This is a genomic window from Pandoraea commovens, from assembly GCF_024704525.1.
Taxonomy (GTDB): Bacteria; Pseudomonadota; Gammaproteobacteria; order Burkholderiales; family Burkholderiaceae; genus Pandoraea; species Pandoraea commovens.
Genome location: NZ_CP102780.1, coordinates 425,976 through 452,017, shown reverse-complemented (window position 1 = coordinate 452,017; position 26,042 = coordinate 425,976). Strand labels below are relative to the sequence as shown.

The following is a 26,042-nucleotide window of genomic DNA, read 5'->3' as shown; positions in this document are numbered from 1 at the left end:
TAGTCACCAACGCCGCCCAAATCGATCATTTTCCGGAGGCAACATGTTCGACAAAATCCTCATCGCCAACCGCGGCGAAATCGCCTGCCGAGTGGCTGCCACGGCCGCACGGCTGGGCATCCGCACGGTCGCTGTCTATTCCGACGCCGATGCGCACGCCAAGCATGTCGCCGTGTGCGACGAAGCGGTGCACGTAGGCGGTGCGGCCGCTCGCGAGAGCTACCTGCGCATCGACGCCATCATCGCAGCCGCCAAGGCCACCGGTGCTCAGGCCATCCACCCGGGCTACGGCTTCCTGTCCGAGAACGAAGCGTTCGCCGCTGCCTGCCATGAGGCCGGCATCGTCTTCATCGGCCCGCCGGTCGGCGCCATCCACGCAATGGGCAGCAAGAGCGCCGCCAAGACGCTGATGGAAGGCGCGGCCGTGCCGCTCGTGCCGGGCTATCACGGCGACAACCAGGACGCCGCCTTCCTCCACGCACGCGCCGACGAGATCGGCTACCCGGTGCTGCTCAAGGCCAGCGCTGGTGGTGGCGGCAAAGGCATGCGCGTGGTCGAGCGCAGCGAAGAATTCCGCGCCGCGCTCGCTTCTTGCCAGCGCGAAGCCGCGAGTAGCTTCGGCGACGAACGCGTGCTCGTTGAGAAGTATCTGACGCGTCCGCGTCACATCGAAATTCAGGTGTTTGCCGACACCCACGGCAACTGCGTCTATCTGTTCGAGCGCGACTGCTCGGTGCAACGTCGCCACCAGAAGGTGCTGGAAGAAGCGCCCGCGCCGGGCATGCCCGAAGCACGTCGCCGTGCGATGGGCGAAGCGGCGTGCAATGCCGCGCGCGCCGTGGGCTACGTCGGTGCGGGCACCGTCGAGTTCATCGCCAATCAGGACGGCTCGTTCTACTTCATGGAGATGAATACGCGTCTTCAGGTCGAACACCCCGTCACCGAAATGATCACCGGCCTCGATCTGGTCGAATGGCAACTGCGTGTGGCCGCAGGCGAAGTGCTGCCCCGCAAGCAGGACGAGCTGCGCATTCACGGCCATGCGCTCGAAGCGCGTATTTACGCTGAAAATCCGGATAACAACTTCCTGCCGTCGACGGGCACGCTCTCGACGCTGCGTCCGCCCGCAGCGGTGCAGTTCGAAATCGGTGGCACAACGTCCCCGGCGGGTGTGCGTATCGACTCGGGTGTGCGCGAGGGCGATACCATCTCCCCGTTCTACGACCCGATGATCGCCAAGCTGATCGTGTGGGGACAGGACCGCGACGAAGCGCTCGCACGCATGCGTCGTGCGCTGGGCCAGTACCGTGTGGTCGGCGTGCAGACGAACATCGCATTCCTCGGACGTCTCGTGGCGAGCGAACCGTTCGCCGGGGCCGATCTCGACACGGGCCTCATCGAACGCCATCGCGACACGCTGTTCCCGGCCGCAGCGCCAGTGCCCGCCACGACGCTCGCGCTGGCTGTTGCGGCACAACTCGCACGCGAGACGGTCGTCGGCTTCCGTAAGTATCAGGACAGCATCGACCGTCATTCGCCGTGGCAACTCGCGACGGGCTGGCGGCTGAACGGCGACTATCAGCGCACGCTCTCGTTCGATCATGGCGAGACGCGCCTTGACGTCGTGCTCACGAGCGGTGCGCAGGCCAGCACGCTGACGGTCGACGCACAGACCTACCCGTACCGCTATGCCCACGACGCGGGCGTGTACCGCGTGACGCTCGGCGAGCGCCGCGTGCAGGGCCACGTCGACTTCGAACACGAGACGGCTCACGTCTTCGCCGACGGTCAGTCGTGGACGCTGCGCTGGCACGATCCGCTCGCACAGGCAGGCGCGCAGGAAGGCGGCGAAGGCCGTCTGACCGCACCGATGCCGGGCAAGGTCATCGCCGTGCTGGCGGCCGTCGGTACGAAGGTCGAGAAAGGCGCGCCGCTGCTCGTGATGGAAGCGATGAAGATGGAACACACCATCAGCGCACCCGCCGACGGCGAGATCGAAGAAGTGCTGTACGCCGTGGGCGATCAGGTGCCGGAAGGCGCGCAGTTGCTGGCGTTCAAGCGGTGAGTTTTATCGCGTCGTAAGGACCATCTCGCACACGAAGGCCAGGTATCACGCTGAAATCATGCCGAATCGTGCGCGGACGCGCTGAGGATCGTCTGACGCCGGAATTGCTCCGGCGTCAGTCCCGACTGGCGCGTGAACATCTCGATGAACGCCGACGGTGTGGCGTAGCCCAGATCGAACGCGATCGACTTCACCGTCCGCCCCGCCTCCAACCCCTCGATGGCCCGCAGAAAGCGCATGCGCTGCCGCCATTGCCCCAGCGTCATCCCCAGCTCCGTCAGACAGTGACGCGCCAGCGTGCGCTCCGTCATCGACATCGTCTTCGCCCACGCGGCGAGTGTGCGGTTATCGGCAGGCTCGCTCTGTAACGCATCCAGCACACGCACCAGCGAGGGCGACCTCGCCTGCGGCAAGAAGCGCGGCTCCGCCGGGGCCAGCGCGATCTGGTCGATGAGCACCTGTGCAAGCCGTCGGTCGGCATCGGTCTGCGGGCACGCGACGCCGCGCTCCGCGAAGTCCAGCAGGATCGCGCGCAGCAAGCCACTGATGCGTAACGTCGCCGCCTTCGCCGGGAGGCCGCTGGCGAGCGAGGCGTCGATGTACACGGATCGGTAGATCACGGCGTGCGCGTTGAAGCTCGCGTGCGTCGCCTTCGGCGGCACCCACACGGCGTATTGCGGTGGCGAGAGAAAGCGCGTGCCCTCGATCTCGATCTGCATGACGCCGTTCGCCACGTAGCTGAACGTCCCCCAGTCGTGACGATGCGGCACCCAGGCGGTCTGCGCGTCGAACTCGTCGTAGCGGAAGTAGACCGGGTACGGCAGCGTCTTGAAGGTCGGCCAGTTGTAGCGAACGGTCATGGTGAGGACGCAGGCGATGCGGGGCCGCCTGCCCGTGGGAGTCGATGGCGTCCATCTTACCGTTCGCCGGTCTCCTCTGCGAAAACTCGCTTCCGGTGTCATGCTGCTGGCTGACGCGCGTCGCCCGTGCGGGTACTCGATGGACTCTACCGACCCGGTGGTCCTTAGCGCCACGCGCTGCAACACATTCCTTTGCATCAGGAGAAAGTATGAATATCGGATTTCTCGGACTCGGCACGATGGGCGCCCCGATGGCGCGCAATCTATTGAAGGCAGGCTACGCGCTGCGCGTGTGGAACCGTTCGCGCGGCCCCGTGGACGCCCTCGCCGCTGAGGGCGCCACGCCGACGGCGAGCCCCGCGCAGGCCGCGCTCGGTGTCGACGTGCTGATCGCCATGCTGGCCGACGACGACACCTCACGCACGGTGCTATGCGACGGTGGTGCGCTTCATGCCCTCACGCGCGGTGCCATCGTGGTGAACATGGCCACGGTCTCGCTCGACTTCGCCCGCGAGATGCACGCGCAATGCGAAACGCTAGGTCTGCGGTATCTGGCCGCACCGGTGTTGGGACGCGTGAATGTGGCCGAGGCCGGAAAGCTCAACGTGCTGGTCGCGGGCGAGGCGTCGGTCATCGATACGGTGCAGCCGCTGTTCGATGTTCTCGGTCAGCGCACCTGGCGATTCGGTGACACGCCCGAGCAGGCGAACGTCGTGAAGCTCGCGTCGAACTTCATGATCGCCAGCGCCATCGAGTCGATGAGCGAGGCAGCCGCGCTCGCACAAGGTCACGGGGTTGCAGGCAGCGACTTCCTCGAGATGGTGACGTCGACGGTTTTCAACACGCCCGCTTACACCGGATACGGCGGGGCGATTTCGAAGCAGGTGTTCGAACCCGCGGGCTTCAAGCTCGCGCTCGGCGCGAAGGACGTGCGCCTGGCGTTGCTCGCAGGTGAAGCCGCGAACGTTCCCATGCCGTTCGCGAGCGTGCTGCGCGACAACCACCTCGACAGCCTCGCGCACGATGAAGGACAACTCGACTGGGCCGCGCTTTCACGTGTCGCCTTGCGGCGTGCGGGTTTGCCGCGAGGTCAGGGTGAAGGCAGCGAGGAAGGTAACGACGGATCCTGACGTCAGCTACGCGTCCAGCGGGGAGCTTCGTCAGCACGCTTATCGCGGTGTTTGCACGAGGCGCCTAAGGAGGGTTCCTAGAAAATCTGGCAGCGGCCTCGGACGATGGTCGCTGCCATGCGGATCTCCGGGGTTTCGGAATTTTCATAAGGAATCCGAATAGGTGTTCGCCAATATTCTCGATGTCGATTTCAACCATGCGCGCCAACGCGCTCGACATCATGAACCAACGTCCACACCTGAACACCGGCCTGCGCACCCTCGCGCTCGCCGCGACGCTCGCGTTGCTCGCACTGCCGTGCGGCGTCAGCGCACAAAGCAATGTGACGCTCTACGGCACGATCGACTCCGGTATCGTGCACGCCAATCACACGGCGGTCGCCAACGGCCCTGAGTCGTTCACCGGCATCACGAGCAACATCATCGGCGGCAGCCGCTGGGGCCTGCGCGGCACGGAATCGCTGGGGAACGGCCTCTCGGCGTTGTTCCAGATCGAAAGCGGTTTCAACGCTGTCAACGGATCGATGGGCAACGGCGGTCTCGCGTTTGGGCGCAAAGCCATCGTCGGTCTGCGCAGCAGCGAATGGGGCGAAGTGACGATCGGCCGTCAGTACGATCCGGTCGTCAATCTCGTGCAGGGCCTGACCGCAGACGGCTACTTCGGCGGCTTCTTCGCCACGCCGGGCGACGTAGACAACTACGACAACGGCGCACGCATCAACAACTCGATCCGTTACGCCACGCCGAATTTCGGTGGTCTGCAATTCGAAGGGATGTATGCGACCGGCAACGTCGCAGGGAAGACAGGCGCAGGACGCTCATACGGCCTCGCGGGAGCCTACAGCAATGGCCCGGTCGCTCTCGCGGCCGGCTACTTCTTCGCAGATGGCGGCAGCAACCGCGGCAACCCGCTCACCAACGGTGACTGGCCATATCGCGAATGGACGAGCAGCGCGGGGTCGCTGTTCAACTCGCCGATCAACGCCGGCTTCCGCACGGCAAGCAAGGTGAGCATTGCACGGGTGGGCGGTAAGTACGCGATCGGTCCGGCGATTCTCGGCGTGACGTTCTCGAACGCGCAGTACGCGAGCGACGCCATGTCGCTGTTCACCGGCACTGCGAAGTTCGACAGCGTGAATGCGTTCGCCACCTATGCGCTTACGCCAGCCATCAACACCGGTATCGGCTACAGCTACACGCGCATGCGCGCCGACGGCACCCTCGGTGCGCATTACAACCAGTTCAACGCGGGCGTCACCTATGCGTTGTCCAAGCGCACGTCCACTTATGTGATTGGCGGCTATCAGCAAGCGGTCGGCAAAACGCTGAATCAGGGACAGGCCGTGGAAGCGACGGCCTCGGTCGGCTCCTATGGGATCGACGCCGGTGCCCGCACGCAGTTACTGCTGGGCATGGGGCTGAAGCACAGCTTCTGATCGTCCGTCTCCGGCCAAATCGGCCAATCGGCTCGAACCCGTGAAGGCATGCGGGTTTGAGCCGTTTTCTCCCCGGATTCAATGGCATCCACATTCAAACGACCGTTTGGAATATTGGATTAATGAGTCTAAAAAAATACACCATTTACGATTTTAAGGGTTTACCCTATTCGGGAATCTATTTAGAATTCACTCCATTGAAGTTAGCGACCGGCGCTCACCACGCTTTTTGATTTCCCTTCGAATTCGATGCGTACTGGTTCATCCCGGATCGTCTCGGCGCTGCACTCAACGGGGAGAAGTGTTGTGGTTTTCGTCAGTTGGTTGGTTGTCGCGGCATTGGCCGTTTCGGTGTCGGCAGCACGTGTGAAGCAGTTGCACCGCCGTGCAGTGCGCAACGCCTCGGCAGCGCATATGGACCGCGTGTTGCGCTACCGCCGCAGCCACCGTATCACGCCGTGCCCCCGTATTCAGTTTAAGGACGCCGCATAACTCAGCGTCGTCTTGCAGCAGGTGGTAGCAGTAGCAGTAGCAGTAGCAGTAGCAGTAGCAGTAGCAGTAGCAGTAGCAGTAGCAGTAGCAGTAGCAGTTCGGAAGTCTTGTATTACTCGTAGTTCCGCTTTATCCGCAGTAGCAGTTCAGCAAGTCGCAGTATTGGTCGTTTGAAGTCTGCATCGCTGTACACGCATCAATCGCAGTCCTGTAGTTCAGAAGGTCTCGCATCACCGCAGTACCCTGCAATATCTAAGCAATATCTAAGCAACATCAAAGCAATACCGCAGTTGCAATTCGCAGTCCCGCAGTACTCATGCTGTATTCCGGCGCTTGTGCGATGGCCGGATGGAGAGTCAGCCCTCCCTGTTGTTACGAGGCATCGCTCTCACGCGTTAGTGCCGTACCGCCGCCCGCGCAGCACTCAGGCGGCGGATTACGCGCCCACAGCCTCGTATTGCCCACGCGTTACTTAAAACAACCCGACGCCACGATCAGACATCGCGTGCATCGGCGGACCGAAATCGTCTTTACCCTGACGACGTTTCGTTCGCCCGACGTGTCCGCCATGTGCGCCCTACAGGCCCGATCCCACGCAGTCGGATCCGGCTCGCCCGCGTTATCGCGTGGGCGTTTGGCATGCGCCTACCCGTGCGTCATGCCCGATGTATCGAAAAAGAGAAAATTGAAAGTCATGAACACCGACCCAGAGCGCATTACCCTCACCATCAGTCTGCATCCGAACGACCTGAAGCAACTCGATCACGCGTGTCAGCGTGTGGGCATGCGCCGTGAAGATTTCTGCGTGCTGGCCACGCATCTGGAAGGCGCGCGAGTACTCAATGGCGAGGGTCTGGCCGCACTGGCCCGTCCGTTCAATTTCGCCGCTGGTCTGCCTGCGGCGCTGCGTGGCGCGTTTGCACGCCTGTGCACGCGTTGAGCCGGTAAGCATCAGGCGCTATACGTCTTTGGCGCCTGCTGCATCTGTACCGCCGGTAGCGTCTTCGCGATTCGGCGCAGCCCCTGCGCCGGACATACCGAAGGCACCGGCTTCAAGCACCACCATCCCGTCGCGCCCCTGACGTTTAGCCCGATACAACGCACGATCGGCTTGCTGAAGCCATGCCTGCGGGGTGTCGAAAGCGCTCGAAAAAGGCACCAGCCCGATACTCACCGTGCACTCCGTGAGCGACACACGAAGCGCTTCGTCCTGTCGCATTTGCGCTTCTGCCTGCGCCACACGGGCGCGCAAATCGGCGAGCAGCCGATGCATCAGATCGCGTCCCGCGACTTCGCCGGTGTTGACCAGCACGGCACCGAACTCTTCCCCACCATATCGCCCGACCGCGTCGATCTCTCGCAGACGCTGACGCAGCAGTCCGGCAAAGCGCCGTAGCGCCGAGTCGCCCGCTGCGTGGCCAAGCGTGTCGTTGATGCGCTTGAAGTGATCCAAATCCATCAGCACCAGACACGCCGGTTGCTCCGTGTGTGCGCAATGCTCGTGGATGTCGGCCAGCCGCTGCTCCCACGCCCGCCGATTGAGCAGGCCCGTCAGGCCATCGTGTCGCGACAGATGCTCCATTTCCCGAGAGCGCTGCGACAGCTTCTGCGCGAGGTCATACGTCACCTTGCCGAGTGCGACGGGATACAGAATCACCATCGGCAAACTCGTGATGACATTGAAGGTATCGGACGCGGGGGCCCAGACAAAGCCAAGCAAGGCGATCCCGATCAGTCCGCCAACGACATTGGCCAGCAGCCCCTGAAGAAAAAGCCGTACGCCGCCCGCGCCGATGTTATCCATCGACATCATCGCGAGGACGACGACGCTCGGCAGCAGATTGAACTGCATTGCAGCGACCCAGAAGCCACCGAATGCCGCATCGATCATCAGATTCGTGCGCTCGGCGCGGTAAGGGACCGGGCGCGACAGCGCGAGTACACAGGCCAGATGCGGCCAGACGAAACCGTGGAAGATCACAAGCGCCCACAGCCACAGCGGCGTGGGCGGATCGAGTCGATAGAAGACGCCTGCGACACAGAAGAATCCGATGCCCAGACCGATGGTCCGCAGACGGTAGATGCGTCGTACGAAACGCTTGCCCTTGCCTGCGACGGCGGGATCGACACCGGCAGCGGCAGACGCCGAAGCGGCGGTCCCCGTCCTTCGGTGTTGTAGCGTGCCGTCGGCGCGCGCGTTGCTGTCTTGCTGACTCACTGACACCATGCTGCTCCGATCAACCTGCACGAACCACGGACCACGAATCAAGAACGACGGACTACGAAATACGCGCACGATGTCATCGCACCGTGTGGCCGGGCATCGCGCTTCGTGCGTGCGAACACATTGGCTTACGGTCACCGCAAGGACCCGATGGCGCCATTCTACCTGCGGCAACGTCGGCGAGCGATTCCGAAGCGCCTGACGTTGAGGGTGGTCAATATAGCCACGGACGTCACGTCCGAAATACCTTATCGTTTGTCTGAAATTCGCTATGCGACGGATACCTTTAGGGCGGACAATTTGCCTCAGTTCGTAAGACACCCGCCGGTCGCCCCCCGACCGGCACATCGCATACATCATGGCTAATTTCATTCTGCCGCTGACCGCAGTGCTTATCTGGTCGGCCAACGTGATCGTCAACAAGCTTGCCGTCGGTCACATCTTCCCTGCTGAGATTGCGTTCCTGCGCTGGTTCGCCGCCGCGTTGCTGCTCACGCCGTTTGCGTTGCCCGCGTTGTGGCGCGCCCGCCGTCAATTTGCGCCCCATATGGCGCAATACGCCACCCTTGGCGTGCTGGGTATGGCGATCTATCAGGGCCTCGCCTATTCGGCAGCGCATTACACGAGTGCCACCAATATGGGGATCATTCTGGCGCTGCTGCCCCTCACGACCCTCACGCTCGCGGTCATGCTGCTGGGCGACGCCCTCACCGCCGGTGCGCTGGCCGGTGGCTTGATGTCGATCGGTGGCGTGCTGCTGGTCGTCGGACACGGCTCGCTGCTGCATCTCGCCGATCAGGGCATCGGTGTGGGCGACGCCATGATGGTCGCCGCCATGCTCGCGTACGCCGTGTACTGCGTGCTGCTGCGCAAATGGCATCTGCCGCTCGCCCCGCTGCCGTCGCTGTACGCGCAGATCATGTTCGCGGTCATCGCGCTGCTGCCGTTCTATCTGATCTCGGAGAAGGCAGGCATTTCGATGGACAACCTGCCGGAGCTGGCCTTCGCGACGATCCCGGTGTCCATCGCCGCCCCGTTCATCTGGATGATCGGCGTTGCGCGCATCGGCCCGCGTCGCGCGACCGTCGTCATCAATCTGGTGCCGATCTTCACGGCCCTGATCGCAGCCTTCGGTCTCGGAGAGCATCTCGCCGGTTATCACCTTCTGGGCGGCGCGCTGATTCTCGCGGGGGTGGCACTCGGCGAAAACTGGCATCTGCCGATTCGCAAAGCGCGTGAACCGATGCCCGCTGTGGCGGATGAATTGGGAAGCGTCCGATAAATTTTGCGCTATTAGCGTCACCGACTCTTTATAGAGGCCCGCCCGTCACGCATGGGGAGGAGAGCGATATAACGTCGCAGGGCGCGGGGGGATTGATTACGCTGTGTGACTCGTCAACGGAGTTCGCCATGCAAACCAATCCACTCGCCCTGTTCGGAGACCATCTGGCCCGCTTGCGTAAGGCGCGCGGCTGGTCGCAGGAGAAGCTTGCCCTAGAGAGCGGTCTGGCACGCTCGTATGTCAGCGGTATCGAACGGGGCAGACGCAATGTCGCTCTCGTCAACATTTGCGTGTTGGCAGACACGCTGGGCGTGCCAACGTCCGAAATGCTGCGTTTCGCTCAGGCCGCCGCAGGCGGTGCAGAAGACGTGGCGGTGGCCTCCGAGCGCACGCCGCTGCCGCAGATCAGCCGGTCACTGTGCAAGCTGGAGAACCGCGATCAGGTCTGGCTCGCAGAGATCATCCGCAGTCTCAGCTCACGCCTGAGTCACGCGGCGCCGCCGTCCGCCACGAGCGCCTACGCGCAGTCTTCCCACGGCACGACGTCCGTCGGCGCGCATGCGGGTGCATTCGACGACGACACGCCCGACGACAGTGGGGACCTGGACGCCGGATTTCCCGTCCACCATCACCCCCCCTCTACCTCGCCCACCCGGTACCCGGCCATCTCGGAAGCGTCTTCAGAAGTCAACGTGACGCATGCCGACGCGCAGGCGAGCGAGGGCTCTCACCGCATCGGCGATCCGGACCGTCGACAGGACGGCGAAATGGATCGATCGCCCCGCGCGGCCACAGCGCCGGGCACGAACGTCGTGGCGCAAGAGGACCCACTGCGCTGGCCTGCCAGCAGAGAAGAACGCGAATGAGTGCGCGAACGAGGCATGGTCGAAAGCGTGTGCCATCGCCACGCCATTAGTGCTTAGGACATCGCGCAAAGTCCCTCTGCCACACGGGGGGCGTTGCGCGATGATTCGTCTCGTAAAAGTGACTAATTAACCTATTAAAAATAGCCGCTCTTGCGCGGACCGCGTCGTCACCGAACGAAGAGAACGCGGCGACGTGCGCGTCAACGACGACAGGAGCGACAGCGAGTCGACGCCTACCGCAATTCCACGACGCTGGACACAATATCCGGCTCGGCTCGTCATCATCGAGTGACATCCCAACGCGGAACCTTTCAGAATCCCCGCTCTACTTCTACCGGTCAGACCAGTGTCACACTGCGCGGCGCTGGTTGACGGGAGAGCGACACGACACCTCACAGCGCGTCGGTGCAGTACGGCGGTACGCGAAATAGCGCCGCCGTCACCGTCAGAGCGACTGCACTCGTTGTGCCTTCTCCGAAAGTCCGCAAAAAATCTGCGCGACGCTCCCGGTAGTTCGTGCCTCACAAACGAGGGACACCCGAGGCACCGTCCCCGATGCCGGATTTTTGTTCCAATCTTCTCGTCCCGAACAAGGAAACTTTTTTATGGACACCAATTTATTTCGATTCGGCAGACATCTCGCCGGTTTGCGCAAGAAGTACAACTGGGCGCAGGACAAACTTGCGCTGGAGAGCGGTCTCGCACGTTCCTATCTGAGTGGTGTCGAGCGCGGCAAACGCAACATCTCGCTGCGCAACATCTGTATTCTTGCCGACACGCTGGGACTGCCCCCGCATGAGTTGCTGGCATTCGACGCGTCGAGCGGCATGGCGGCGGACATCGGCCCGAGCGTGTCGGTCCCCTGCGATCCGTGTCCGTCGCTCAATCGTGCCATGCAGAAGTTGTCCGATCGCGATCAGGCATGGATGGCCGATCTGGTCCGCACCCTGAGCCTGCGGCTGGGTCACGGGTTGTTGCGTGACGAATGAAATTGGAAGTCGCGACCGGCAGAAAGCGCGTACGACAGGCAATGCGCGTGAGGCAGCGCGAGGGCAGGACGCCAGGCCCGACGCTGCGCTCGCCGGATCAGTCGGTGCCGAGGAAGGCGTCGACCGCGCGGTGAAATGCGATCGGATTGGCGAGATTCATGCCGTGCGACGCGTCCTGAATCACCATGCGACGCGCTTCGGGCATCGCATACGCCAGCGCATTGAGCACGTCCGGATACGGCGCGGGACTTTCGGCGCCGCCCATCAGCAGCACCGGCGCGTGGAGTGCGCCGAGGGCGTCGATCGGCAGCGGCGTGCGCGGTTCGGCGACCTGCCCGATCAGGGTGCGCGCATTGTCGCGCACCATCTGTTTGAACCACGGCACCATGCGACGCCAAGTGTCCGGACCGCTCACCGTATCGATAAAGAGTGCGAGACCACCGTCGATATCGCCCGCTTCGATGGCTTTCAATGCCGCTTCACGGAAATTGCCGCGCTCGCTGTCGAGCGGAATCTGCACCGGGCCGCCGCTGATTTCTACGCCCGGGTCGGCGAGGATCAGCGAGCGGACGGTGTCGGGTGCGAGCAACGCGGTGCGCAGCGCGACATAGCCGCCGCGCGAATGGCCCAGCACGTGGACGGGGCCGACACCGAGCGCCGTAATGAAGGCCGCGAGGTCTTCGGCGTGTTGCTCACCGGAGAACTCACCGTCGTGGCCATTCCAGGCTTCGGGAAAATAGTGACGCAGGCTGACCGAAATGACGCGCCGACGCTGCCCCAGCGGGGCCATATTCGGTTTGAAGTATCGGTAGTCGCAAAGCGATCCGTGAACCAGCACTAGCGGCGCGCCGACAGCCTCGGCGGGGGCGGGGGTTTCGACGTAGGCCATCGGGTAGCCGTTGACGTCGATCGTTTGCGGTGCAGGAACCGGCATGGGGGATACATCAGGTAAGACGAAGGCGCCAGTATACCGAGCTTGCAAACCCTTTGCTGCGGTGCGCCACGGGCGTAACGGACGTGACGGACGTGACGGACGTGACGGGGCCTCACACAGAACGCCACACCGCCTGGTGTATGCTTGCGACTTTCTTCAATCCTGCGGTTTCCCTGCATGGCGCTCAAAGCCACTATCTATAAGGCCGAGGTGCAAATCACCGACCTCGACCGTCACTACTACGCATCCCACAACCTCACGATTGCCCGTCATCCGTCGGAAACCGACGAGCGCATGATGGTGCGCGTGCTCGCATTCATGTTGTATGCGGGCGAGCGCCTCTCGTTCGGCAAGGGCATTTCCACGGCCGACGAGCCGGACCTCTGGGAGCACGATTTCGGCGGCGATATCGTTCGCTGGATCGATGTCGGCCAGCCGGATGCCCGTCGTCTGGTCAAAGCAGCAGGCCGTGCCGAGCATGTCGACGTGATCGCCTACGGCGGCAAGCCCGCCGCCGTGTGGTGGCAGGCGACCGAGAAGGAGATCAACCGTCTGTCGAACCTCACCGTGCGGATGCTCGACGACGAATCCGCCGAAGCCCTGACGGCGCTGGCCTCGCGCACGATGCGCCTGCAATGCACGATTCAGGACGGCGAAGTCTGGGTCGCGGACGACAACCACAATTTCGCGGTCAAGCTCGAAACCCTGCGCGCGGCCGCCCGCGACTGAGCCTCTGGCTCAGGCCTCGCCCCAATACATGGGCGAGCCGAAGCTGCGTTACACTTGACGTTAACGTAAATCGAGTGAACGCAGCTGTTGCGACGGCACGCGTCCACCCACGCCTGCCGCGCACCTCATGGACATCCTGATCTTCTCCCCGGACGGCAAGACTGCCGCCTATGAAACCGGCCTCGCCGAGCATCTGCCGCAGGCCAACATCCGTGGCTGGCAGCCGGGCGACACGGCCCCCGCCGACTACATCGTGCTGTGGAAGCCGAACGCCGAAGTCCTGCAACCTCGTGAGCGCCTGAAGGCGATCTTCAATATGGGGGCGGGCGTCGATGGCGTGCTCGGTGCGCACGGCGAGAGCGCGCACCGTCTGCCGCCGGGCGTTCCGCTCGTGCGCCTCGAAGATGCGGGCATGGCCGACCAGATGGCGCAATACGTCAGCGCCGCCGCACTGCGGTACTTCCGCCGCCTCGACGACTTCCAGACCCAGCAAACCGAAAGCCAGTGGAAATTCCAGAAGCCGAACCGGCTCGCCGACTTCCCCGTCGCGGTACTGGGTTACGGCACGCTCGGCGCGCACGTGGCCAAAGCGCTGAAGACGTTCGGGTTTCCGGTGCGCGCGTGGAGCCGTAGCGAGCGTCAGGACGACACGGGCATCACTCTCTATCACGGCGATGCAGGGTTCGACGCCTGCGTGTCGGGCGCACGCATTCTCGTCAACCTGCTGCCGCTCACGCCGCAAACGGTAGACGTGCTGAACGCCGACCTGTTTGCGAAGCTCGCGCAGGGCGCGTACCTGATCAACGTGGCACGCGGCGCACATCTGGTCGACGACGACCTGCTGGCCGCCCTCGACAGCGGCCAGATCGCCGGTGCCACGCTCGACGTGTTCCGCACCGAGCCGTTACCGGCCGAGCATCCGTTCTGGCGCGCCCCGAAGGTCACGGTCACGCCGCACATCTCGGCGCTGACGCTACGTGACGAGACCGTCGCGCAAATCGCAGGAAAGATTGCCGCGATGTCACGCGGCGAAGCCATTACCGGCATCGTCGACCTGACGCGCGGCTACTGAGCGACCGAACGAGCGAACCAACAAGACGACTGAGCCGCCGACGGGTGCGTCGCGGCCGATCCCCACCAGACGAATTAGAGGAGACCGATCCCCATGTCCGCATCTCATCTGCCGCAACGTGTGAAAGTGGTCGAAGTCGGCCCGCGCGACGGCCTGCAAAACGAAAAGCAGCCCGTTGCTACGGATATCAAGATCGCGCTGATCGACCGTCTCTCGGCCGCGGGCTTCGCCAACATCGAGGCGACGTCGTTCGTGTCGCCGAAGTGGGTGCCGCAGATGGCCGATGGGGCCGAAGTCATGGCTGGCATCACGCGTCGTCCGGGCACGATCTATTCGGTGCTCACCCCGAACATGCGCGGCTTCGAAGGCGCGGTCGCCGCGAAGGCGGACGAAGTGGTGATCTTCGCCGCCGCGAGCGAAGCCTTCTCGCAACGCAACATCAACTGCTCCATCGAAGAGAGCATCACGCGATTCGAGCCGGTCGCCCGCGCCGCCAAAGAGGCAGGTCTGCGTCTGCGCGGCAGCATCTCGTGCGCACTCGGCTGCCCGTATCAGGGTGAAGTGCCGGTCGCGAGCGTGGTGGACGTCGTCAAGCGACTTGCCGCACTCGGTTGCGACGAGATCGACATTGCCGACACCATCGGGGTCGGTACGCCCACCCGCACGCGCGAAGTCATGGACGCCTGCGCGAAGGTGTTCCCCATCGAGCGTCTGTCGGGACACTTCCACGACACCTACGGTCAGGCGACGGCTAACATCTACGCCGCGCTGCTTTCGGGCATCTCGATCTTCCATTCGTCCGTCGCCGGTCTCGGCGGCTGTCCGTACGCCAAGGGTGCGACCGGCAACGTGGCGACGGAAGACGTGCTGTATCTGCTGCAAGGGCTGGGCATCGAAACAGGCATCGATCTCGAAGCGGTCGTGCACACGGGCGACTTCATTTCGCAAGCCATCGGCCGCCCGAACGCCTCGCGCGTGGGCCGCGCAATGCTCGCGAAGCTGAAAGACGCCGCTGCCTCGACTAATTAACGCGGCCCCCTGAAGCGCCCCACGGACCCGACCGACCCGACCATGAGCGACTCGCCACAGATCCCCGAATCCGCCGACGAACATCAACTGCCCGAAGGTGCGCGCCACGTCGCACGGCTGCTCGCGGGCATGGGCCACGACCAGCCGATCGTGCTGCTGCCCGCCACCGGCAAGACCTCGGCGGAAGCGGCCGCAGGCCTGGGCTGCGAAGTCGCACAGATCGCCAAGTCGATCATCTTCCGTCGCGCGGCCGACGACACGCCGGTGCTCGTCATTGCCAGCGGCATCAACCGCGTGGATGAGAAGAAGGTCGCCGCGCAGGTGGGCGAACTGGCCCGCGCCGACGCCCGCTTCGTCAAGGAAAAGACCGGTTACTCGATTGGCGGCGTGAGCCCGATCGGGCACGTCGTCTCGCCCGTCACGCTGATCGACGAAGACCTGCTGAAGCTCGCGAGCCTGTGGGCCGCCGCCGGGCACCCGCACGCCGTGTTCAACCTCACGCCGCAGCAATTGGTGGCAATGACGGGCGCACCGGTCGTCGACGTCGCGCTGCGTAGCTGACGACGCACGGTCGACGCCCCGTCACCGCTCACAAGAACAAGGAGACCTGCCATGCCGAGCCCAGAACTTGTGCCGGGCCTGACATTCGAGTGGACGTATCGCGTGCCGAAAAAGGCCGTGGTCCCCGAACTCTACGACGATGTCGAACTCTGCCGCGACATGCCTGCGGTGCTGGCCACGGGCTATCTCGCGGGCATTCTCGAGTGCGCATGTCTTCAGGCGATCCGTCCGTATCTGGACTGGCCGCGCGAGCAGTCGCTCGGCACGCTAGTCTCCTTCACGCATCTGGCGGCGACGCCTGCGGGTGACACGTTGCGCATCCGGGGCAAGCTGATCGACGTCGACGGGCGCACGCTGCGCTTCGAAGTCGCCGCCTGGGACGGTCTCGACAAGGTCAGTTCAGGCACGCATGAGCGCGTGATCGTCGATCAGGAACGCTTTCACGGCAAATTGCGCGAGAAAGCGGCCAAGCTCGGCCTGCCCATCTGAAACCGATACCTCACGCGCCCGACGCACGCTCATGACCTCGTTCGACTCTCCTGTCCCGTCGCCCTGCACCAACATCTGCCGCATGAATCCTGCGACGGGCTGGTGCTCGGGCTGCTGGCGCACCCTCGACGAGATCGCCGCATGGTCAACGATGGCGGACGACGCCAAACGCCTCGTCTGGTCGCTGCTGCCCGCACGCCGCGCGGAGCATGAAGCGCCGCCCGAGATGCATCGTCGCGTGGTCGTGAGCAAGCCGGGCGCGAGCGACGCCTAGCCCATTTCGCGATACGCACCGCCACTCACGCAATTTCTGCCCAACTATCGTCATTACTCATGGGAAAAATCGTTGCCGTCGGCGAGACGTTCTCCGCCAGCCACCACTTCTCGCCGGATTCGATCCGCGAATTCTCCACGCTTGCGCACGATTTCAATCCGCTGCATCTCGACGCCGAGTACGCCGCAGCCGATCCGCGTTTCGGGGGACTGATCTCGTCGGGTACGCAGCAGATGTCGTATCTCGCAGCACTCCTCGCTACGCACTACTCGAAGACGGCGCAACCGCTCGGTCTGGAGTTCGACATGAAGCTTCGCCGCGCCGTGCATGCGGGCGACGACATCACCGTGCGCTGGACGGTCACCGACAGTCTGTGGAAAGAGAAGCTGGCAGGCGACATCGTGTCGCTCGACGGTGAGGCCGTGAATCAGCACGGCGAGACGGTGATTGCGGCGACAGCCAAGATCCTCGTCTGCGCCAAGCCCGCCTGATCGCTGGCGCAAGCTAAAGAACATCTCCAAAGCCTAACGAGATACGCCCAATGACCTCGCTTACCCTGCCCGCCGGGTTGCGCGTGTTCGAGCGCGGCTGGCTCTCATCGAACAATGTGCTGTTCCTCGGCGACGAGCCCGCGCTCGTCGACAGCGGCTACGTCAGTCACTCGGAGCAAACGCTGGCCCTCGTGGCGCACGCGCTGCCCGAAGGCCGAACCCTCGCCCGCCTCATCAACACGCACCTGCATTCCGACCACTGTGGCGGCAATGCGGCGTTGCAGGCCCGCTACGGCTGCCGCACGTGGGTGCCCGCCGCCGAGGCCGATCCCGTGCGTCACTGGGACGAGCACCGCCTGTCGTTCGACGCGACCGGCCAGCAATGCGCACGCTTTACGTTCGACGACACGCTCTCGCCCGGCGACACCATCGCGCTCGGCGAGCACGAATGGCTGGTACTCGGCGCGCCGGGACACGATCCGCACGCGCTGATGCTCTACAACGCCGCCGACGGCATTCTCATCTCCGGCGACGCGCTCTGGGAGCGCGGCTTCGGCGTGATCTTCCCGGAACTCGACGGCGAGTCGGGATTCACCGAGCAGGCCGCCGTGCTCGACCTCATCGAGCAGTTCGACGTCTCGCTGGTGATTCCCGGACATGGCAAGCCGTTCGACGACATCGACGGTGCGCTCGCCGCCGCGCGCGGACGACTCGACTATCTGCAAAGCGATCCCGCCCGCAATGCCCGCAACGCGCTGAAGGTGCTGATCGTGTTCAAGTTGATGGCGCAAGGACAGATGACGGGCGCAATGCTCAAAGCGACGCTCGACACGGCGCGCGCCTGGCGTAATGCGGCAGCGATGCTCGCTCCGCCTTCCGGGTGGCCTGCGTTACTCGACACGCTCGTCGCGGAACTGGTCAAAGCCGGTGCGCTGCGCTACGACGCCGAGACGGACACGTTGCACGCCGTGTGAGCGGGTGCACGCCCCCTTTTCGGTGGCAAAAAAATAACGCCGCTCGCCAGTGACGGCAAGCGGCGTTTGAGGACGTGACGTGCCGGACAAGCGCTGCGGTCGCTAACGCGGCGCTCGTCCTGCGACACCGGCTACCGGTGTCCCCTGGCACGCGTCTATATCGTAGTCAGCACAGGGCATCGACCCAAGAGGACTTTCCCTGATACGGCGGCAATCAGCGCATCGGAACCGAAGCTTTCTTCGAGTGACCGCTCACCGGGCGACGTCCGAATCCCCCTATAATCGAACGATCGTTCGCGAAATTGCCGTGACAGCCATGCCGCGACCCGACTCTCACGTACCGGCGAGCGCACACCGAACGTCCTGCCTCAGGAGACTTCATGGCCCTTCCCAAGATTCTGCAAAACCTGGCGTTGCCTGTCGTGGCGTCGCCGATGTTCATCGTGAGCTACCCGGAACTGGTGCTCGCGCAATGCAAGGCCGGTATCGTCGGCTCGTTCCCCGCGCTCAACGCGCGCGAGCCGCAGATTCTCGAAGACTGGTTGTCGCGCATCACCGAAGAACTTGCGTCGTACAAGGCGGCGAATCCGGACGCCGTCGTCGGCCCGCTCGCCGTCAACCAGATCGTGCATCAGTCGAATCAACGGCTTGAGCATGACGTGCGCGTGTGTGTCGAGCATCGCGTGCCGATCTTCATCACGAGCCTGCGCGCACCGCCCAAGGAAGTGCTCGACGCCGTGCACAGCTACGGTGGCATCGTGCTGCACGACGTCATCAATCTGCGTCATGCCAACAAGGCGCTCGAAGCCGGTGTGGATGGTCTGATTCTCGTGGCCGCCGGCGCGGGCGGTCATGCAGGCATGCTCTCGCCGTTCGCGCTCGTGGGCGAAGTGCGCAAGATCTTCGACGGCCCCATCGTGCTCTCCGGCTCGATTGCCAACGGCGGGTCGATTCTCGCTGCGCAGGCGATGGGCGCGGACCTCGCCTACATCGGCACGCGCTTCATCGCGTCCACCGAGGCGAACGCGAGCGACACCTACAAGCAAGCCATCGTCGACGCCAGCGCCAACGACATTGTCTACACGAACCTCTTCACCGGCGTGTCGGGCAACTACATCCGCCAGAGCATTCTGAATGCGGGTCTCGATCCCGAGAACCTGCCCACCGCCGACAAGACCGCGATGAACTTCTCCAAGGCGAAAGCGTGGAAGGATATCTGGGGTGCGGGTCAGGGCGTGGGGTTGATGGACGATGTGCGTCCGGCGGCGGACATCGTTGCGCGCCTGAAGCAGGAGTACGACGACACGCGCAAGCGTCTGGCAGGCTGATGTATCGCGGCGCGAGGCGGCTTTCGTCTCGCGCCGTATGACAACATCGGCATCCCCTCGCAAATTCGCAGAATCGACAGCGCGACCCAACGAAACGCAAGCATCCGCGCGCCTGCCAGTGGCAAGCTCCTCCACCCGGGCTGGCGCATGACACTGTCTTCGGCAATACATGCACGGCCCGCCTTTTGTGCCCTTATGTGGTTTAAGGAGGCCTTCCCATGTCGCATATGCCACACCATCGCGCGATCGGTTCCGCGCCCTGCTACAGACTTTCCCCTACCGCCAACCGTCGCCAGAGCAGCCGCTACGGTGGGCATGAGTTTCCGCGTCATTTTCGCGGGACGCGCGCCTCGCCGCGTACGCACGTCGCAGCGGCGACCGGTCCGTGCCGCAGCGCATCGGGGCGAGCGTCGTCCGTCGGCCAATGGCAGACGGTATTCGCACTGGCCGTCGTCGCCAATCTCGTGCCCCACACACTGGCGGGGCCGCGACTTCCCTTCTCGCGTAACGATCGCCGCCCCGCAGAGGACATCGGCGGTGATGCTGCGCTCCATATCTCCGATGTCGCCGCAGGCACCCTGGACGATGTGCAACGCGCGCCCGTCCAACACGCCGCCATCCAGTCCGACTACTCCTTGCCGCAGCTGATGCGCGCGTTCGGCGCATCGAGCTCACCGTTCCAGAATCTGGGGAAGGCGATCAACGAGATGCATGTCCTCGTCGCTGGCGAAGAACTGGACCGGGAAACGCTGGAGACGGTGAAGGACGTCGGCGCGTTTATCGACATGGTGACTGCGTTGATTCCGTCGGTGCAAAGCGCGCGTCTCGGCGGCCATCTAGCGGAAGCGGCGGCCGATGCGGCCGAGGGCAAACCTACGAATGCCGAACGCATCGCTTCCTTGATCCAGATGAGCGATCCACGCACGCTAGGTGCGTCATTGCCGACACACACGGGTGATTCCTCGGCAGGTCTCGTGGCTTCGGAAGTGTTGGTCGCTGAGCGTCCCGCGTCGGCTCACGAGGTTCTCGATGTCGCAGGCAGCGCCGAAGGCGACGTCGTTGCGGCTGCGCCTGCTGACGCCAGTGTCTCGGAGAGACTTGACGAACCCCGCATCGAAGGCGAGCGCGATCATCTCCAGGGGTACGAACAGGCGCTCCCGTCCGGGGCGCACCCAGACACGTCACATCCACAGTTGTTCGTCGTCGATGCTCGCCACTATCTCGGCGGAGAGGCCGGGTTCTACCGTCTGACCAGGTCACCGCATGCGAATCAGTGGCTGGTCGACGCGCCACGCGGCATCCGCGCCCAGGTGCCTGTGACGTACGATCCTCAGACCGGTCGATGGCAGGTACAAGCACCGCTGCGGCTATGCGGCGGCGGTTGCGGTCCGAGCCGGGAGTCGACGCCCGACAGCGTTGCGATGAGTCAGAACCAGATCGCCGATGCGATTCGCCACATTCCCGACCGCGACGTGCGGGACTCCATTCAGCTTGCCTATCACGATCTCAGTCACCTGCATCTGCTACGCACCAATCGTGAAGACTTGCGGTCGCTACGCGACAACTCCATCGTCGGCCACCGGAAGATTCTGGTGCCGCAGTTGATGCGTCTCGATCCGTACGCGACGCTATTTGAGCAACAGCGCGAAGCCGCCGAGATCACGGCGATTCATTACGACACCTATATCGACACCGGTATCTATGACCTCAGTCCGGAAGCGTTCTGTCAGGAGAACGCCGAGATTCTGTTCCACTATCTGCTCGCGCGTGGCGTTCCCAGTCATCACATCCGCATCATGACGGTGCAACCCAAGAGTCAGCCCGCGCACGTCATGGTGCTCTATACCGAGTCGGATCATTTCATCGATCTTCTCGATCTGTCGACGCCGCAACCACCGGTCGAGGGCTACGTCGACGGCATCAGTGGAGAGCGCTTCACTGCGGCGCTGTTCCTGACGCGCGACTCCACCGTTCTTCTCGACCCGTGGAGCCGTGTCAAAGCCTCCTCGTTCGTCGATGCGGACAGTATCGAGGCACTGATGAGCGAGCTGGATATTGCGTTGTCCGACACTGGACACCGGCCCGGGAAGCCTTTCCGGGTCTCGCTGACGCGCCCTTATCCGGCCCCTCGTGATCGTGCACGCGCACAGCGGCCGAGCCCGAGCGAATCACGTGGCTCGCGGGGTTCGAAAGGGTCCAGCAGTTCCGGAAGTAGCGGAAATCCGGCGTCGACGGCGACGTGAAGCGGTCTCTTTCACCGGATGAAACGCTTCGCGGGTATCCATCATTTACATCGCCATCCGAAATAACTAGCATCCAAAAACGACAGACGCTCTGACCGATGCGTAAGCCCTGCGCATCGGTGCGATGGCAGTCTTCATCTCCCGGGCCACCGAAACGTCATGGTGCTGCACATGCGCCGAAAACGGTGGCCCACTACTTTGGGAGAGGACGCCATGCCGCACGCCTTGCATCACAGCCCCCGGCACTTCACACCCCACTACGGGCTGTCACCCGCACGTCAGCATCGTGCGTCGTCGGCCGGAGTGTCCGACAGCTTTCATGTCACATTCCGTCGGGCGCGATATGCACATCGTACCGCCCATCACACTCACGATGTCCCACAAACGACCTGCGCGTCGAGCGCGGCGCAGCGTGCGCCCGGCATCTGGCCGGCCGCATTCGCCGTGTTGTTCGTGGCAAATCTTGTGTCACCGGGCGCTGGCGCCATTCCGCGTCGACATCTCGTCGCCGATACGAATGACGACAACTACTTTCTTTCGCAACCTGGATCAGGCCAGGCACTCGCGCCGCAGACCGAAGCGTCGGCGAACGGTACGTCCACGCCTGACGACGTCGACATCCGTCTCGTCGAGCGCACATACCTCAAGACCGACTACACGTTGCTGGACTTGCTGAGGATCATCGCCGCATCGCGCGCGCCGTTCGAGGAATTCGGCGCTTCGTTGGGCGACGCGTACGAGGTCTTCGCCGACGAATCGATTGCGCGCGAAACACGCAAGTCCGTCAAGCGCGGCGGCAAGGTGCTGGACTTGTCCACGAGCCTGATTCCCCAGGTGCGCCTAAGCCGCATACCCGGCGACGTTTCGTATGTCGCGGCCCAGCAGATCGAAGGCAAGCCGCCCGTTGGGGAGGACATGGTGATGTTGACGCGAGTGCTCGATCCGCGCGCGTGGCAAGGCAGCCAACAGACGGAAGTCGCGGCGCCTCGCGTGGCGGCCTCGGACGCCGAGACGCTTCACCTCCCCATTGAACCGAAGCCGCATGCCGGTCAAGGCCAGGCTCAGGTCATTCGTCGTCCGCCCCCATCAGATGCGCAGGCGCTGGATGTCGACGGTCTCAGACGCGAAGCGGACACTTTGTCGGCAGCACCCATCGAAGCACCGGCCTCATCCACGACGATTGCAGGCGAACGTGAGTATCTGGCCGGCTACGAGCAGAGCATCGCCGCGGATCGCCTGCCGCCCGGCGACGCCAAACGCGTGACGTTGATCGACGGGCACCACTATCTCTCGGGTGACAACGGCTATTACCGCGTGACGAAGGGAGCGCACGAAAACGTCTGGTTCGTCGATGCCCCGCGTCACGACAAGGCACAGGTGCCGGTGACACTCAATCCCGAGACCCGCGAGTGGCGCGCCGATGCCCCATTGCGGCTATGCGGCGGCGGGTGCGGGCAAAGCAAGAACATACCCGGGTCCGACAGCATCGTGGACGAATGGATGACCATCGCAGCGGCGATCTCGCATCTGCCCGAAATCGACACACAAGACGCCATTCACACCGCCTTTGGCAGTCTGAGCAGCCTACAACTGTTGCGCGGCAACCGTGCCGACCTGCGCGCGACACGCGACTATTCGATCGTCGGACACCGCGCCGCACTGCGCAAAGCGATGCGCAACATCGACCGCGAAGCGCCGTTGCTGCAACAGCAGCGGGAGACGGCGGCGGCCACCGCAATGTATTACTCCGACAATCCACACGCCGAGGCTTTCTGTCAGGAGAACGCCGAGATACTCTTCCATCTGCTGATCGAAAGCGGTGTGCCCGAAGAGAGGATTCGCATGATCACGCTCAATCCGATGAACCGCGCCTCGCACGTCGTCGTGCTCTACACGGAAGAGGAGGCGCTCATCGACATGCTGCATCTGGCCACCCCGCAACCGGCGATCTATGGCCGTCCGGATGGCATCGGCAGACGCGTGTTTGCGCGCGCGATCCTTCTTACACGCGACTCCACACTCATTCTCGACCCCTGGGGTCGAGCCAAAGCCACGGGGTTCATCGAATCGGACACCGACCTCGACATTCAGCGCCAACTGGATGAAGTCCTCGCCACGATGGGGCACGGCGAAGGTCATCCCTTCACCGTCTCGATCACGCGCCCTCTGACGGGATCGCACCAAGGCTCGCGGCCGCGTAGCGCGGCCAGCGCCGCCAGTGGCAGCAGCGGCAGTAGCGGCAACAGCCCGATGAGTTTTGGCAGTGAGAGCAACAGCATCCTCAACATGCTGATACCACCGGACACGCCATCGTCGCCGGACGAGGCGCCGGCGGCAGGCGTGCCGGAACGCTGAACGTGAATGTCTGCGTCATCACGCGACGCGCACTGTTCGATTTCCCCATTCATGCTCATCGCGCGTCGTGACTGGACGCACCTTCGGAGACGTTGCCATGCTTTATCCATCACATTGCCATGTCATCGGGTCCGTGCCTCGCTACGGATTGCGTGCTTCGGAGTTCTCTTCGCGAACGCGGGGTGCGTCCGGCAACCCGCTCGCCAGAACATTCCGCCATGCTCATACGGCCCGCGCCCTCGACACCGGTCGTGCAGACCGCACTCGGAAATCGCGCAGGGCCCCCCCTCACTCTGCCCCGGCTGCGTCGGCAGCCCCGGTGGCCAGAGGCGCATGGCCCGCAGCATTCGCCCTCCTCTTCGTCGCCAATCTGACGGCACCGGCAAGGAGCGCCGTCCCCTGGGGCGCGATGCGCGAATCGGCACCAGAGGGACCTGGCACGCAAGGCGGTTCGCTCCAGGTTTGCGTCGGGGGCCATACGGGTGACGCACCGATGCATTGCCGAGCGCCGGATGTCGTGGCCGTTCAGCCTGTACAGACGCCCGCTATCAAGTCGAACTACACCTTGTCGGAATTCCTGTACGCCGTTGCAGCGTCAAGCGAGCCCTTCCGAAACACAGGTGAATCGCTACTTCAGATGTACACGCTCGTCACTGGCGAGGAGGTCCGTATCGATACGCGCAAGTCAATCAGTCAATGGACCGAAGCACTCGATCTTGCGACCGGATTGGTGCCGGATGTCGGGATATCGCGAATCCCGGGCGATGCGGCCGGCATTGCCGCCGATCAGATGGAGAGGCGCCCGGTAGCCCCGGATCGGTTGATTAGCATGATTCAGGCGTCCGACTCTCGCAATCTGGCGAGCCGGGGCGTCATGCGCAAGCCACCGGATTTTTCCGCAATTGAAGCCAAATGGCGTCAAACGTCGAGAGGCAAAGCGCACGCCGATGAATCACGCCGCGCGGCGGTCGCCCGGGCGGAAGCCATCGCGCGCCGCCGAAACGAAGCGCAGATCGACGCAGAGAGAGATCGCATTACGGCCGCCCTGGAAGAGGACATGCAGCTCGCCGCGAATTCCCCCGACGACACCTCGGCTCACCACCAGCCGTACTCACCTCAGGAATGGCGCATCGAAGGCGAGGACACGCATCTGGACGGATATGCGCGGTCTCTGGCGCCCGACAAACTGCCGAGCGATCAGCAACGTCGAATCGTCACGATCGACGGGTACCTCCACCTTCGAGGCGCGGCCGGCTACTACCGTGCGATCCGTGGCCGGAGCCTCGACCACTGGCTTGTCTCGGCACCACGCGGCAGCGGCCGCGCTGCGCTCGTGCCGGTGCATTTCGACGCAGCCACCGGGCGCTGGCACGCAGAAGCGCCGCTACGGCTTTGCGGCGGCGGCTGCGGGCCTAGTCGGGAGGCCACCCCCGACAGCATCTCACTCGACCGGGAGAAAGTCCGGGACGCCGTCGCGCATCTGCGCAACGAGGACATACGCGACGCGATCGTCTTCGCATACGACGATCTCGCCGCCCTGCACCTGTCTCGCAGCAATCGTCCCGATCTTCAAGCGGGACGCGACAACTCCATCGTCAATCACCGGACGGCATTGCGCTCGTCGATGAAGCGAATTAAACGCAACCTTCCGCTGGCCAGACAACAAGAAGAAGCGGCCCTGATCACCGCAATGCACTATCACTGGAACCCGTACGCCGAGGCGTTCTGTCAGGAAAACGCAGAGATCCTTTTTCACTTCTTGCGGGTGAACGGCGTTCCGCTCGAAAACCTTCGCATCATTACAGTGAAACCCAAGAACCGGCCGCCGCACGTGCTGGTGCTTTACACGGAGTCGGAGCGCCTGATCGGACTGCTCGAAGAAGCGACGCCGCACCCGCCACTCAACGTGGGACCGGACGGCCTGATCGACATGCTCTTCGCCCGCGAAGCCTATGAAGCCCGCGATTCCACTGTGCTGCTCGATCCGTGGAGCCGCTCGCGCGCCACATCGTTCGCTCTTGCCACACATGCCGTCGCGATGGTCGACACACTCGACGGCGCCTTCGCCGAGATCGGACATCGACCGGGCAGCCTGTACTGGGTCTCCATTACCCGTCCTCTGGGGCAACGCCGAGGCAGCGCGAGCAGTCTTGGCAGTGCGGGCAGCGGTGGCTCGTCCGGCGGGTCCGGGAGTTCGGTCGGCGGCTTGATCGCCTAAG

23 protein-coding genes are annotated in these 26,042 nt (G+C 63.7%); 20 read left to right on the top strand and 3 right to left on the bottom strand.

The window, feature by feature from the left end:
* Nucleotides 1-43 precede the first annotated feature (43 nt).
* Complete coding sequence (locus NTU39_RS02425) at nucleotides 44-2,065, top strand: acetyl/propionyl/methylcrotonyl-CoA carboxylase subunit alpha (RefSeq protein WP_257959123.1); 2,022 nt, start codon at nucleotides 44-46, stop codon at nucleotides 2,063-2,065.
* 56 nt (nucleotides 2,066-2,121) lie between these two features.
* Here NTU39_RS02425 and NTU39_RS02420 read toward each other — a convergent pair whose 3' ends face one another.
* On the bottom strand, nucleotides 2,122-2,925 hold the full coding sequence (locus tag NTU39_RS02420; protein ID WP_257959122.1) for an AraC family transcriptional regulator: 804 nt from the start codon (nucleotides 2,923-2,925) through the stop codon (nucleotides 2,122-2,124).
* A 44-nt stretch (nucleotides 2,926-2,969) separates the two neighbouring features.
* On the opposite strand from NTU39_RS02420, the gene NTU39_RS02415 reads away from it, so the two are divergent.
* The 4 genes from NTU39_RS02415 to NTU39_RS02400 all read left to right on the top strand — a co-directional run bounded on the left by NTU39_RS02415 (nucleotide 2,970) and on the right by NTU39_RS02400 (nucleotide 6,923).
* Nucleotides 2,970-4,055: an NAD(P)-dependent oxidoreductase gene (locus NTU39_RS02415; RefSeq protein ID WP_373275354.1), complete on the top strand. Its 1,086-nt coding sequence runs from the start codon at nucleotides 2,970-2,972 to the stop codon at nucleotides 4,053-4,055.
* A gap of 221 nt (nucleotides 4,056-4,276) precedes the next feature.
* Nucleotides 4,277-5,491: a porin gene (locus tag NTU39_RS02410; protein WP_150664217.1), complete on the top strand. Its 1,215-nt coding sequence runs from the start codon at nucleotides 4,277-4,279 to the stop codon at nucleotides 5,489-5,491.
* A 306-nt stretch (nucleotides 5,492-5,797) separates the two neighbouring features.
* Nucleotides 5,798-5,983: a hypothetical protein gene (locus tag NTU39_RS02405; RefSeq protein ID WP_150664055.1), complete on the top strand. Its 186-nt coding sequence runs from the start codon at nucleotides 5,798-5,800 to the stop codon at nucleotides 5,981-5,983.
* Between the two features lie 694 nt (nucleotides 5,984-6,677).
* Nucleotides 6,678-6,923 carry a hypothetical protein gene (locus NTU39_RS02400; RefSeq protein ID WP_150575275.1) on the top strand — a complete coding sequence of 82 codons (246 nt, stop codon included), beginning with the start codon at nucleotides 6,678-6,680 and terminating at the stop codon, nucleotides 6,921-6,923.
* A gap of 18 nt (nucleotides 6,924-6,941) precedes the next feature.
* On the opposite strand, the gene NTU39_RS02395 is transcribed toward NTU39_RS02400, so the two are convergent.
* A complete protein-coding gene (locus NTU39_RS02395) occupies nucleotides 6,942-8,210 on the bottom strand; it encodes a diguanylate cyclase (protein WP_150664054.1) in 1,269 nt (422 codons plus the stop codon).
* A gap of 355 nt (nucleotides 8,211-8,565) precedes the next feature.
* On the opposite strand from NTU39_RS02395, the gene NTU39_RS02390 reads away from it, so the two are divergent.
* From NTU39_RS02390 to NTU39_RS02380, 3 genes are all read left to right on the top strand, one after another.
* Entirely contained in the window at nucleotides 8,566-9,489 is a 924-nt protein-coding gene (locus NTU39_RS02390; RefSeq protein WP_150664053.1) for a DMT family transporter, read from the top strand.
* Nucleotides 9,490-9,617: 128 nt separating this feature from the next.
* Complete coding sequence (locus NTU39_RS26880) at nucleotides 9,618-10,355, top strand: helix-turn-helix domain-containing protein (RefSeq protein WP_308340641.1); 738 nt, start codon at nucleotides 9,618-9,620, stop codon at nucleotides 10,353-10,355.
* Nucleotides 10,356-10,960: 605 nt separating this feature from the next.
* On the top strand, nucleotides 10,961-11,344 hold the full coding sequence (locus NTU39_RS02380) for a helix-turn-helix domain-containing protein (protein ID WP_257959119.1): 384 nt from the start codon (nucleotides 10,961-10,963) through the stop codon (nucleotides 11,342-11,344).
* Nucleotides 11,345-11,441: 97 nt separating this feature from the next.
* On the opposite strand, the gene NTU39_RS02375 is transcribed toward NTU39_RS02380, so the two are convergent.
* The gene (locus NTU39_RS02375; RefSeq protein WP_257959118.1) at nucleotides 11,442-12,278 is read right to left on the bottom strand and encodes an alpha/beta fold hydrolase; all 837 of its coding nucleotides are present in this window, start codon (nucleotides 12,276-12,278) and stop codon (nucleotides 11,442-11,444) included.
* 177 nt (nucleotides 12,279-12,455) lie between these two features.
* Here NTU39_RS02375 and NTU39_RS02370 point away from each other — a divergent pair, with 177 nt between their 5' ends.
* The 12 genes from NTU39_RS02370 (at nucleotide 12,456) to NTU39_RS02315 (ending at nucleotide 26,041) form a co-directional block, all read left to right on the top strand.
* Nucleotides 12,456-13,007 (top strand): YaeQ family protein, encoded by a 552-nt coding sequence (locus NTU39_RS02370; RefSeq protein WP_150664050.1) that lies wholly within the window; start codon nucleotides 12,456-12,458, stop codon nucleotides 13,005-13,007.
* A 127-nt stretch (nucleotides 13,008-13,134) separates the two neighbouring features.
* Nucleotides 13,135-14,079 carry a 2-hydroxyacid dehydrogenase gene (locus NTU39_RS02365; protein ID WP_257959117.1) on the top strand — a complete coding sequence of 315 codons (945 nt, stop codon included), beginning with the start codon at nucleotides 13,135-13,137 and terminating at the stop codon, nucleotides 14,077-14,079.
* Between the two features lie 93 nt (nucleotides 14,080-14,172).
* On the top strand, nucleotides 14,173-15,108 hold the full coding sequence (locus NTU39_RS02360) for a hydroxymethylglutaryl-CoA lyase (protein ID WP_150664048.1): 936 nt from the start codon (nucleotides 14,173-14,175) through the stop codon (nucleotides 15,106-15,108).
* Between the two features lie 42 nt (nucleotides 15,109-15,150).
* Nucleotides 15,151-15,669, top strand: a complete 519-nt coding sequence (locus NTU39_RS02355) for a YbaK/EbsC family protein (RefSeq protein WP_150664047.1) — start codon at nucleotides 15,151-15,153, stop codon at nucleotides 15,667-15,669.
* Nucleotides 15,670-15,720: 51 nt separating this feature from the next.
* Nucleotides 15,721-16,158: a thioesterase family protein gene (locus NTU39_RS02350; protein ID WP_150575266.1), complete on the top strand. Its 438-nt coding sequence runs from the start codon at nucleotides 15,721-15,723 to the stop codon at nucleotides 16,156-16,158.
* Nucleotides 16,159-16,189: 31 nt separating this feature from the next.
* Complete coding sequence (locus NTU39_RS02345; protein WP_257959114.1) at nucleotides 16,190-16,432, top strand: DUF1289 domain-containing protein; 243 nt, start codon at nucleotides 16,190-16,192, stop codon at nucleotides 16,430-16,432.
* 59 nt (nucleotides 16,433-16,491) lie between these two features.
* Nucleotides 16,492-16,923: a MaoC family dehydratase gene (locus NTU39_RS02340; RefSeq protein WP_150664045.1), complete on the top strand. Its 432-nt coding sequence runs from the start codon at nucleotides 16,492-16,494 to the stop codon at nucleotides 16,921-16,923.
* Between the two features lie 50 nt (nucleotides 16,924-16,973).
* A complete protein-coding gene (locus NTU39_RS02335; RefSeq protein WP_150664044.1) occupies nucleotides 16,974-17,897 on the top strand; it encodes an MBL fold metallo-hydrolase in 924 nt (307 codons plus the stop codon).
* A gap of 380 nt (nucleotides 17,898-18,277) precedes the next feature.
* Nucleotides 18,278-19,225 (top strand): NAD(P)H-dependent flavin oxidoreductase, encoded by a 948-nt coding sequence (locus tag NTU39_RS02330; protein ID WP_150664043.1) that lies wholly within the window; start codon nucleotides 18,278-18,280, stop codon nucleotides 19,223-19,225.
* 218 nt (nucleotides 19,226-19,443) lie between these two features.
* Entirely contained in the window at nucleotides 19,444-21,468 is a 2,025-nt protein-coding gene (locus NTU39_RS02325; RefSeq protein ID WP_257959113.1) for a hypothetical protein, read from the top strand.
* A gap of 213 nt (nucleotides 21,469-21,681) precedes the next feature.
* Nucleotides 21,682-23,823, top strand: coding sequence for a hypothetical protein (locus NTU39_RS02320; RefSeq protein ID WP_257959112.1), 2,142 nt, complete (start codon nucleotides 21,682-21,684; stop codon nucleotides 23,821-23,823).
* A gap of 637 nt (nucleotides 23,824-24,460) precedes the next feature.
* The gene (locus NTU39_RS02315) at nucleotides 24,461-26,041 is read left to right on the top strand and encodes a hypothetical protein (protein ID WP_257959111.1); all 1,581 of its coding nucleotides are present in this window, start codon (nucleotides 24,461-24,463) and stop codon (nucleotides 26,039-26,041) included.
* Nucleotide 26,042 lies beyond the last annotated feature (1 nt).

Coding starts and splice junctions, on each gene's coding strand:
- NTU39_RS02375 (WP_257959118.1), bottom strand. CDS start 12,278: ATGCCGGTTCCTGCACCGCAAACGATCGACGTCAACGGCTACCCGATG.
- NTU39_RS02390 (WP_150664053.1), top strand. CDS start 8,566: ATGGCTAATTTCATTCTGCCGCTGACCGCAGTGCTTATCTGGTCGGCC.
- NTU39_RS02345 (WP_257959114.1), top strand. CDS start 16,190: ATGACCTCGTTCGACTCTCCTGTCCCGTCGCCCTGCACCAACATCTGC.
- NTU39_RS02395 (WP_150664054.1), bottom strand. CDS start 8,210: ATGGTGTCAGTGAGTCAGCAAGACAGCAACGCGCGCGCCGACGGCACG.
- NTU39_RS02425 (WP_257959123.1), top strand. CDS start 44: ATGTTCGACAAAATCCTCATCGCCAACCGCGGCGAAATCGCCTGCCGA.
- NTU39_RS02420 (WP_257959122.1), bottom strand. CDS start 2,925: ATGACCGTTCGCTACAACTGGCCGACCTTCAAGACGCTGCCGTACCCG.
- NTU39_RS02355 (WP_150664047.1), top strand. CDS start 15,151: ATGAGCGACTCGCCACAGATCCCCGAATCCGCCGACGAACATCAACTG.
- NTU39_RS02410 (WP_150664217.1), top strand. CDS start 4,277: ATGAACCAACGTCCACACCTGAACACCGGCCTGCGCACCCTCGCGCTC.
- NTU39_RS02365 (WP_257959117.1), top strand. CDS start 13,135: ATGGACATCCTGATCTTCTCCCCGGACGGCAAGACTGCCGCCTATGAA.
- NTU39_RS26880 (WP_308340641.1), top strand. CDS start 9,618: ATGCAAACCAATCCACTCGCCCTGTTCGGAGACCATCTGGCCCGCTTG.
- NTU39_RS02360 (WP_150664048.1), top strand. CDS start 14,173: ATGTCCGCATCTCATCTGCCGCAACGTGTGAAAGTGGTCGAAGTCGGC.
- NTU39_RS02370 (WP_150664050.1), top strand. CDS start 12,456: ATGGCGCTCAAAGCCACTATCTATAAGGCCGAGGTGCAAATCACCGAC.
- NTU39_RS02400 (WP_150575275.1), top strand. CDS start 6,678: ATGAACACCGACCCAGAGCGCATTACCCTCACCATCAGTCTGCATCCG.
- NTU39_RS02325 (WP_257959113.1), top strand. CDS start 19,444: ATGTCGCATATGCCACACCATCGCGCGATCGGTTCCGCGCCCTGCTAC.
- NTU39_RS02330 (WP_150664043.1), top strand. CDS start 18,278: ATGGCCCTTCCCAAGATTCTGCAAAACCTGGCGTTGCCTGTCGTGGCG.
- NTU39_RS02315 (WP_257959111.1), top strand. CDS start 24,461: ATGTACACGCTCGTCACTGGCGAGGAGGTCCGTATCGATACGCGCAAG.
- NTU39_RS02380 (WP_257959119.1), top strand. CDS start 10,961: ATGGACACCAATTTATTTCGATTCGGCAGACATCTCGCCGGTTTGCGC.
- NTU39_RS02335 (WP_150664044.1), top strand. CDS start 16,974: ATGACCTCGCTTACCCTGCCCGCCGGGTTGCGCGTGTTCGAGCGCGGC.
- NTU39_RS02415 (WP_373275354.1), top strand. CDS start 2,970: ATGGCGTCCATCTTACCGTTCGCCGGTCTCCTCTGCGAAAACTCGCTT.
- NTU39_RS02320 (WP_257959112.1), top strand. CDS start 21,682: ATGCCGCACGCCTTGCATCACAGCCCCCGGCACTTCACACCCCACTAC.
- NTU39_RS02340 (WP_150664045.1), top strand. CDS start 16,492: ATGGGAAAAATCGTTGCCGTCGGCGAGACGTTCTCCGCCAGCCACCAC.
- NTU39_RS02350 (WP_150575266.1), top strand. CDS start 15,721: ATGCCGAGCCCAGAACTTGTGCCGGGCCTGACATTCGAGTGGACGTAT.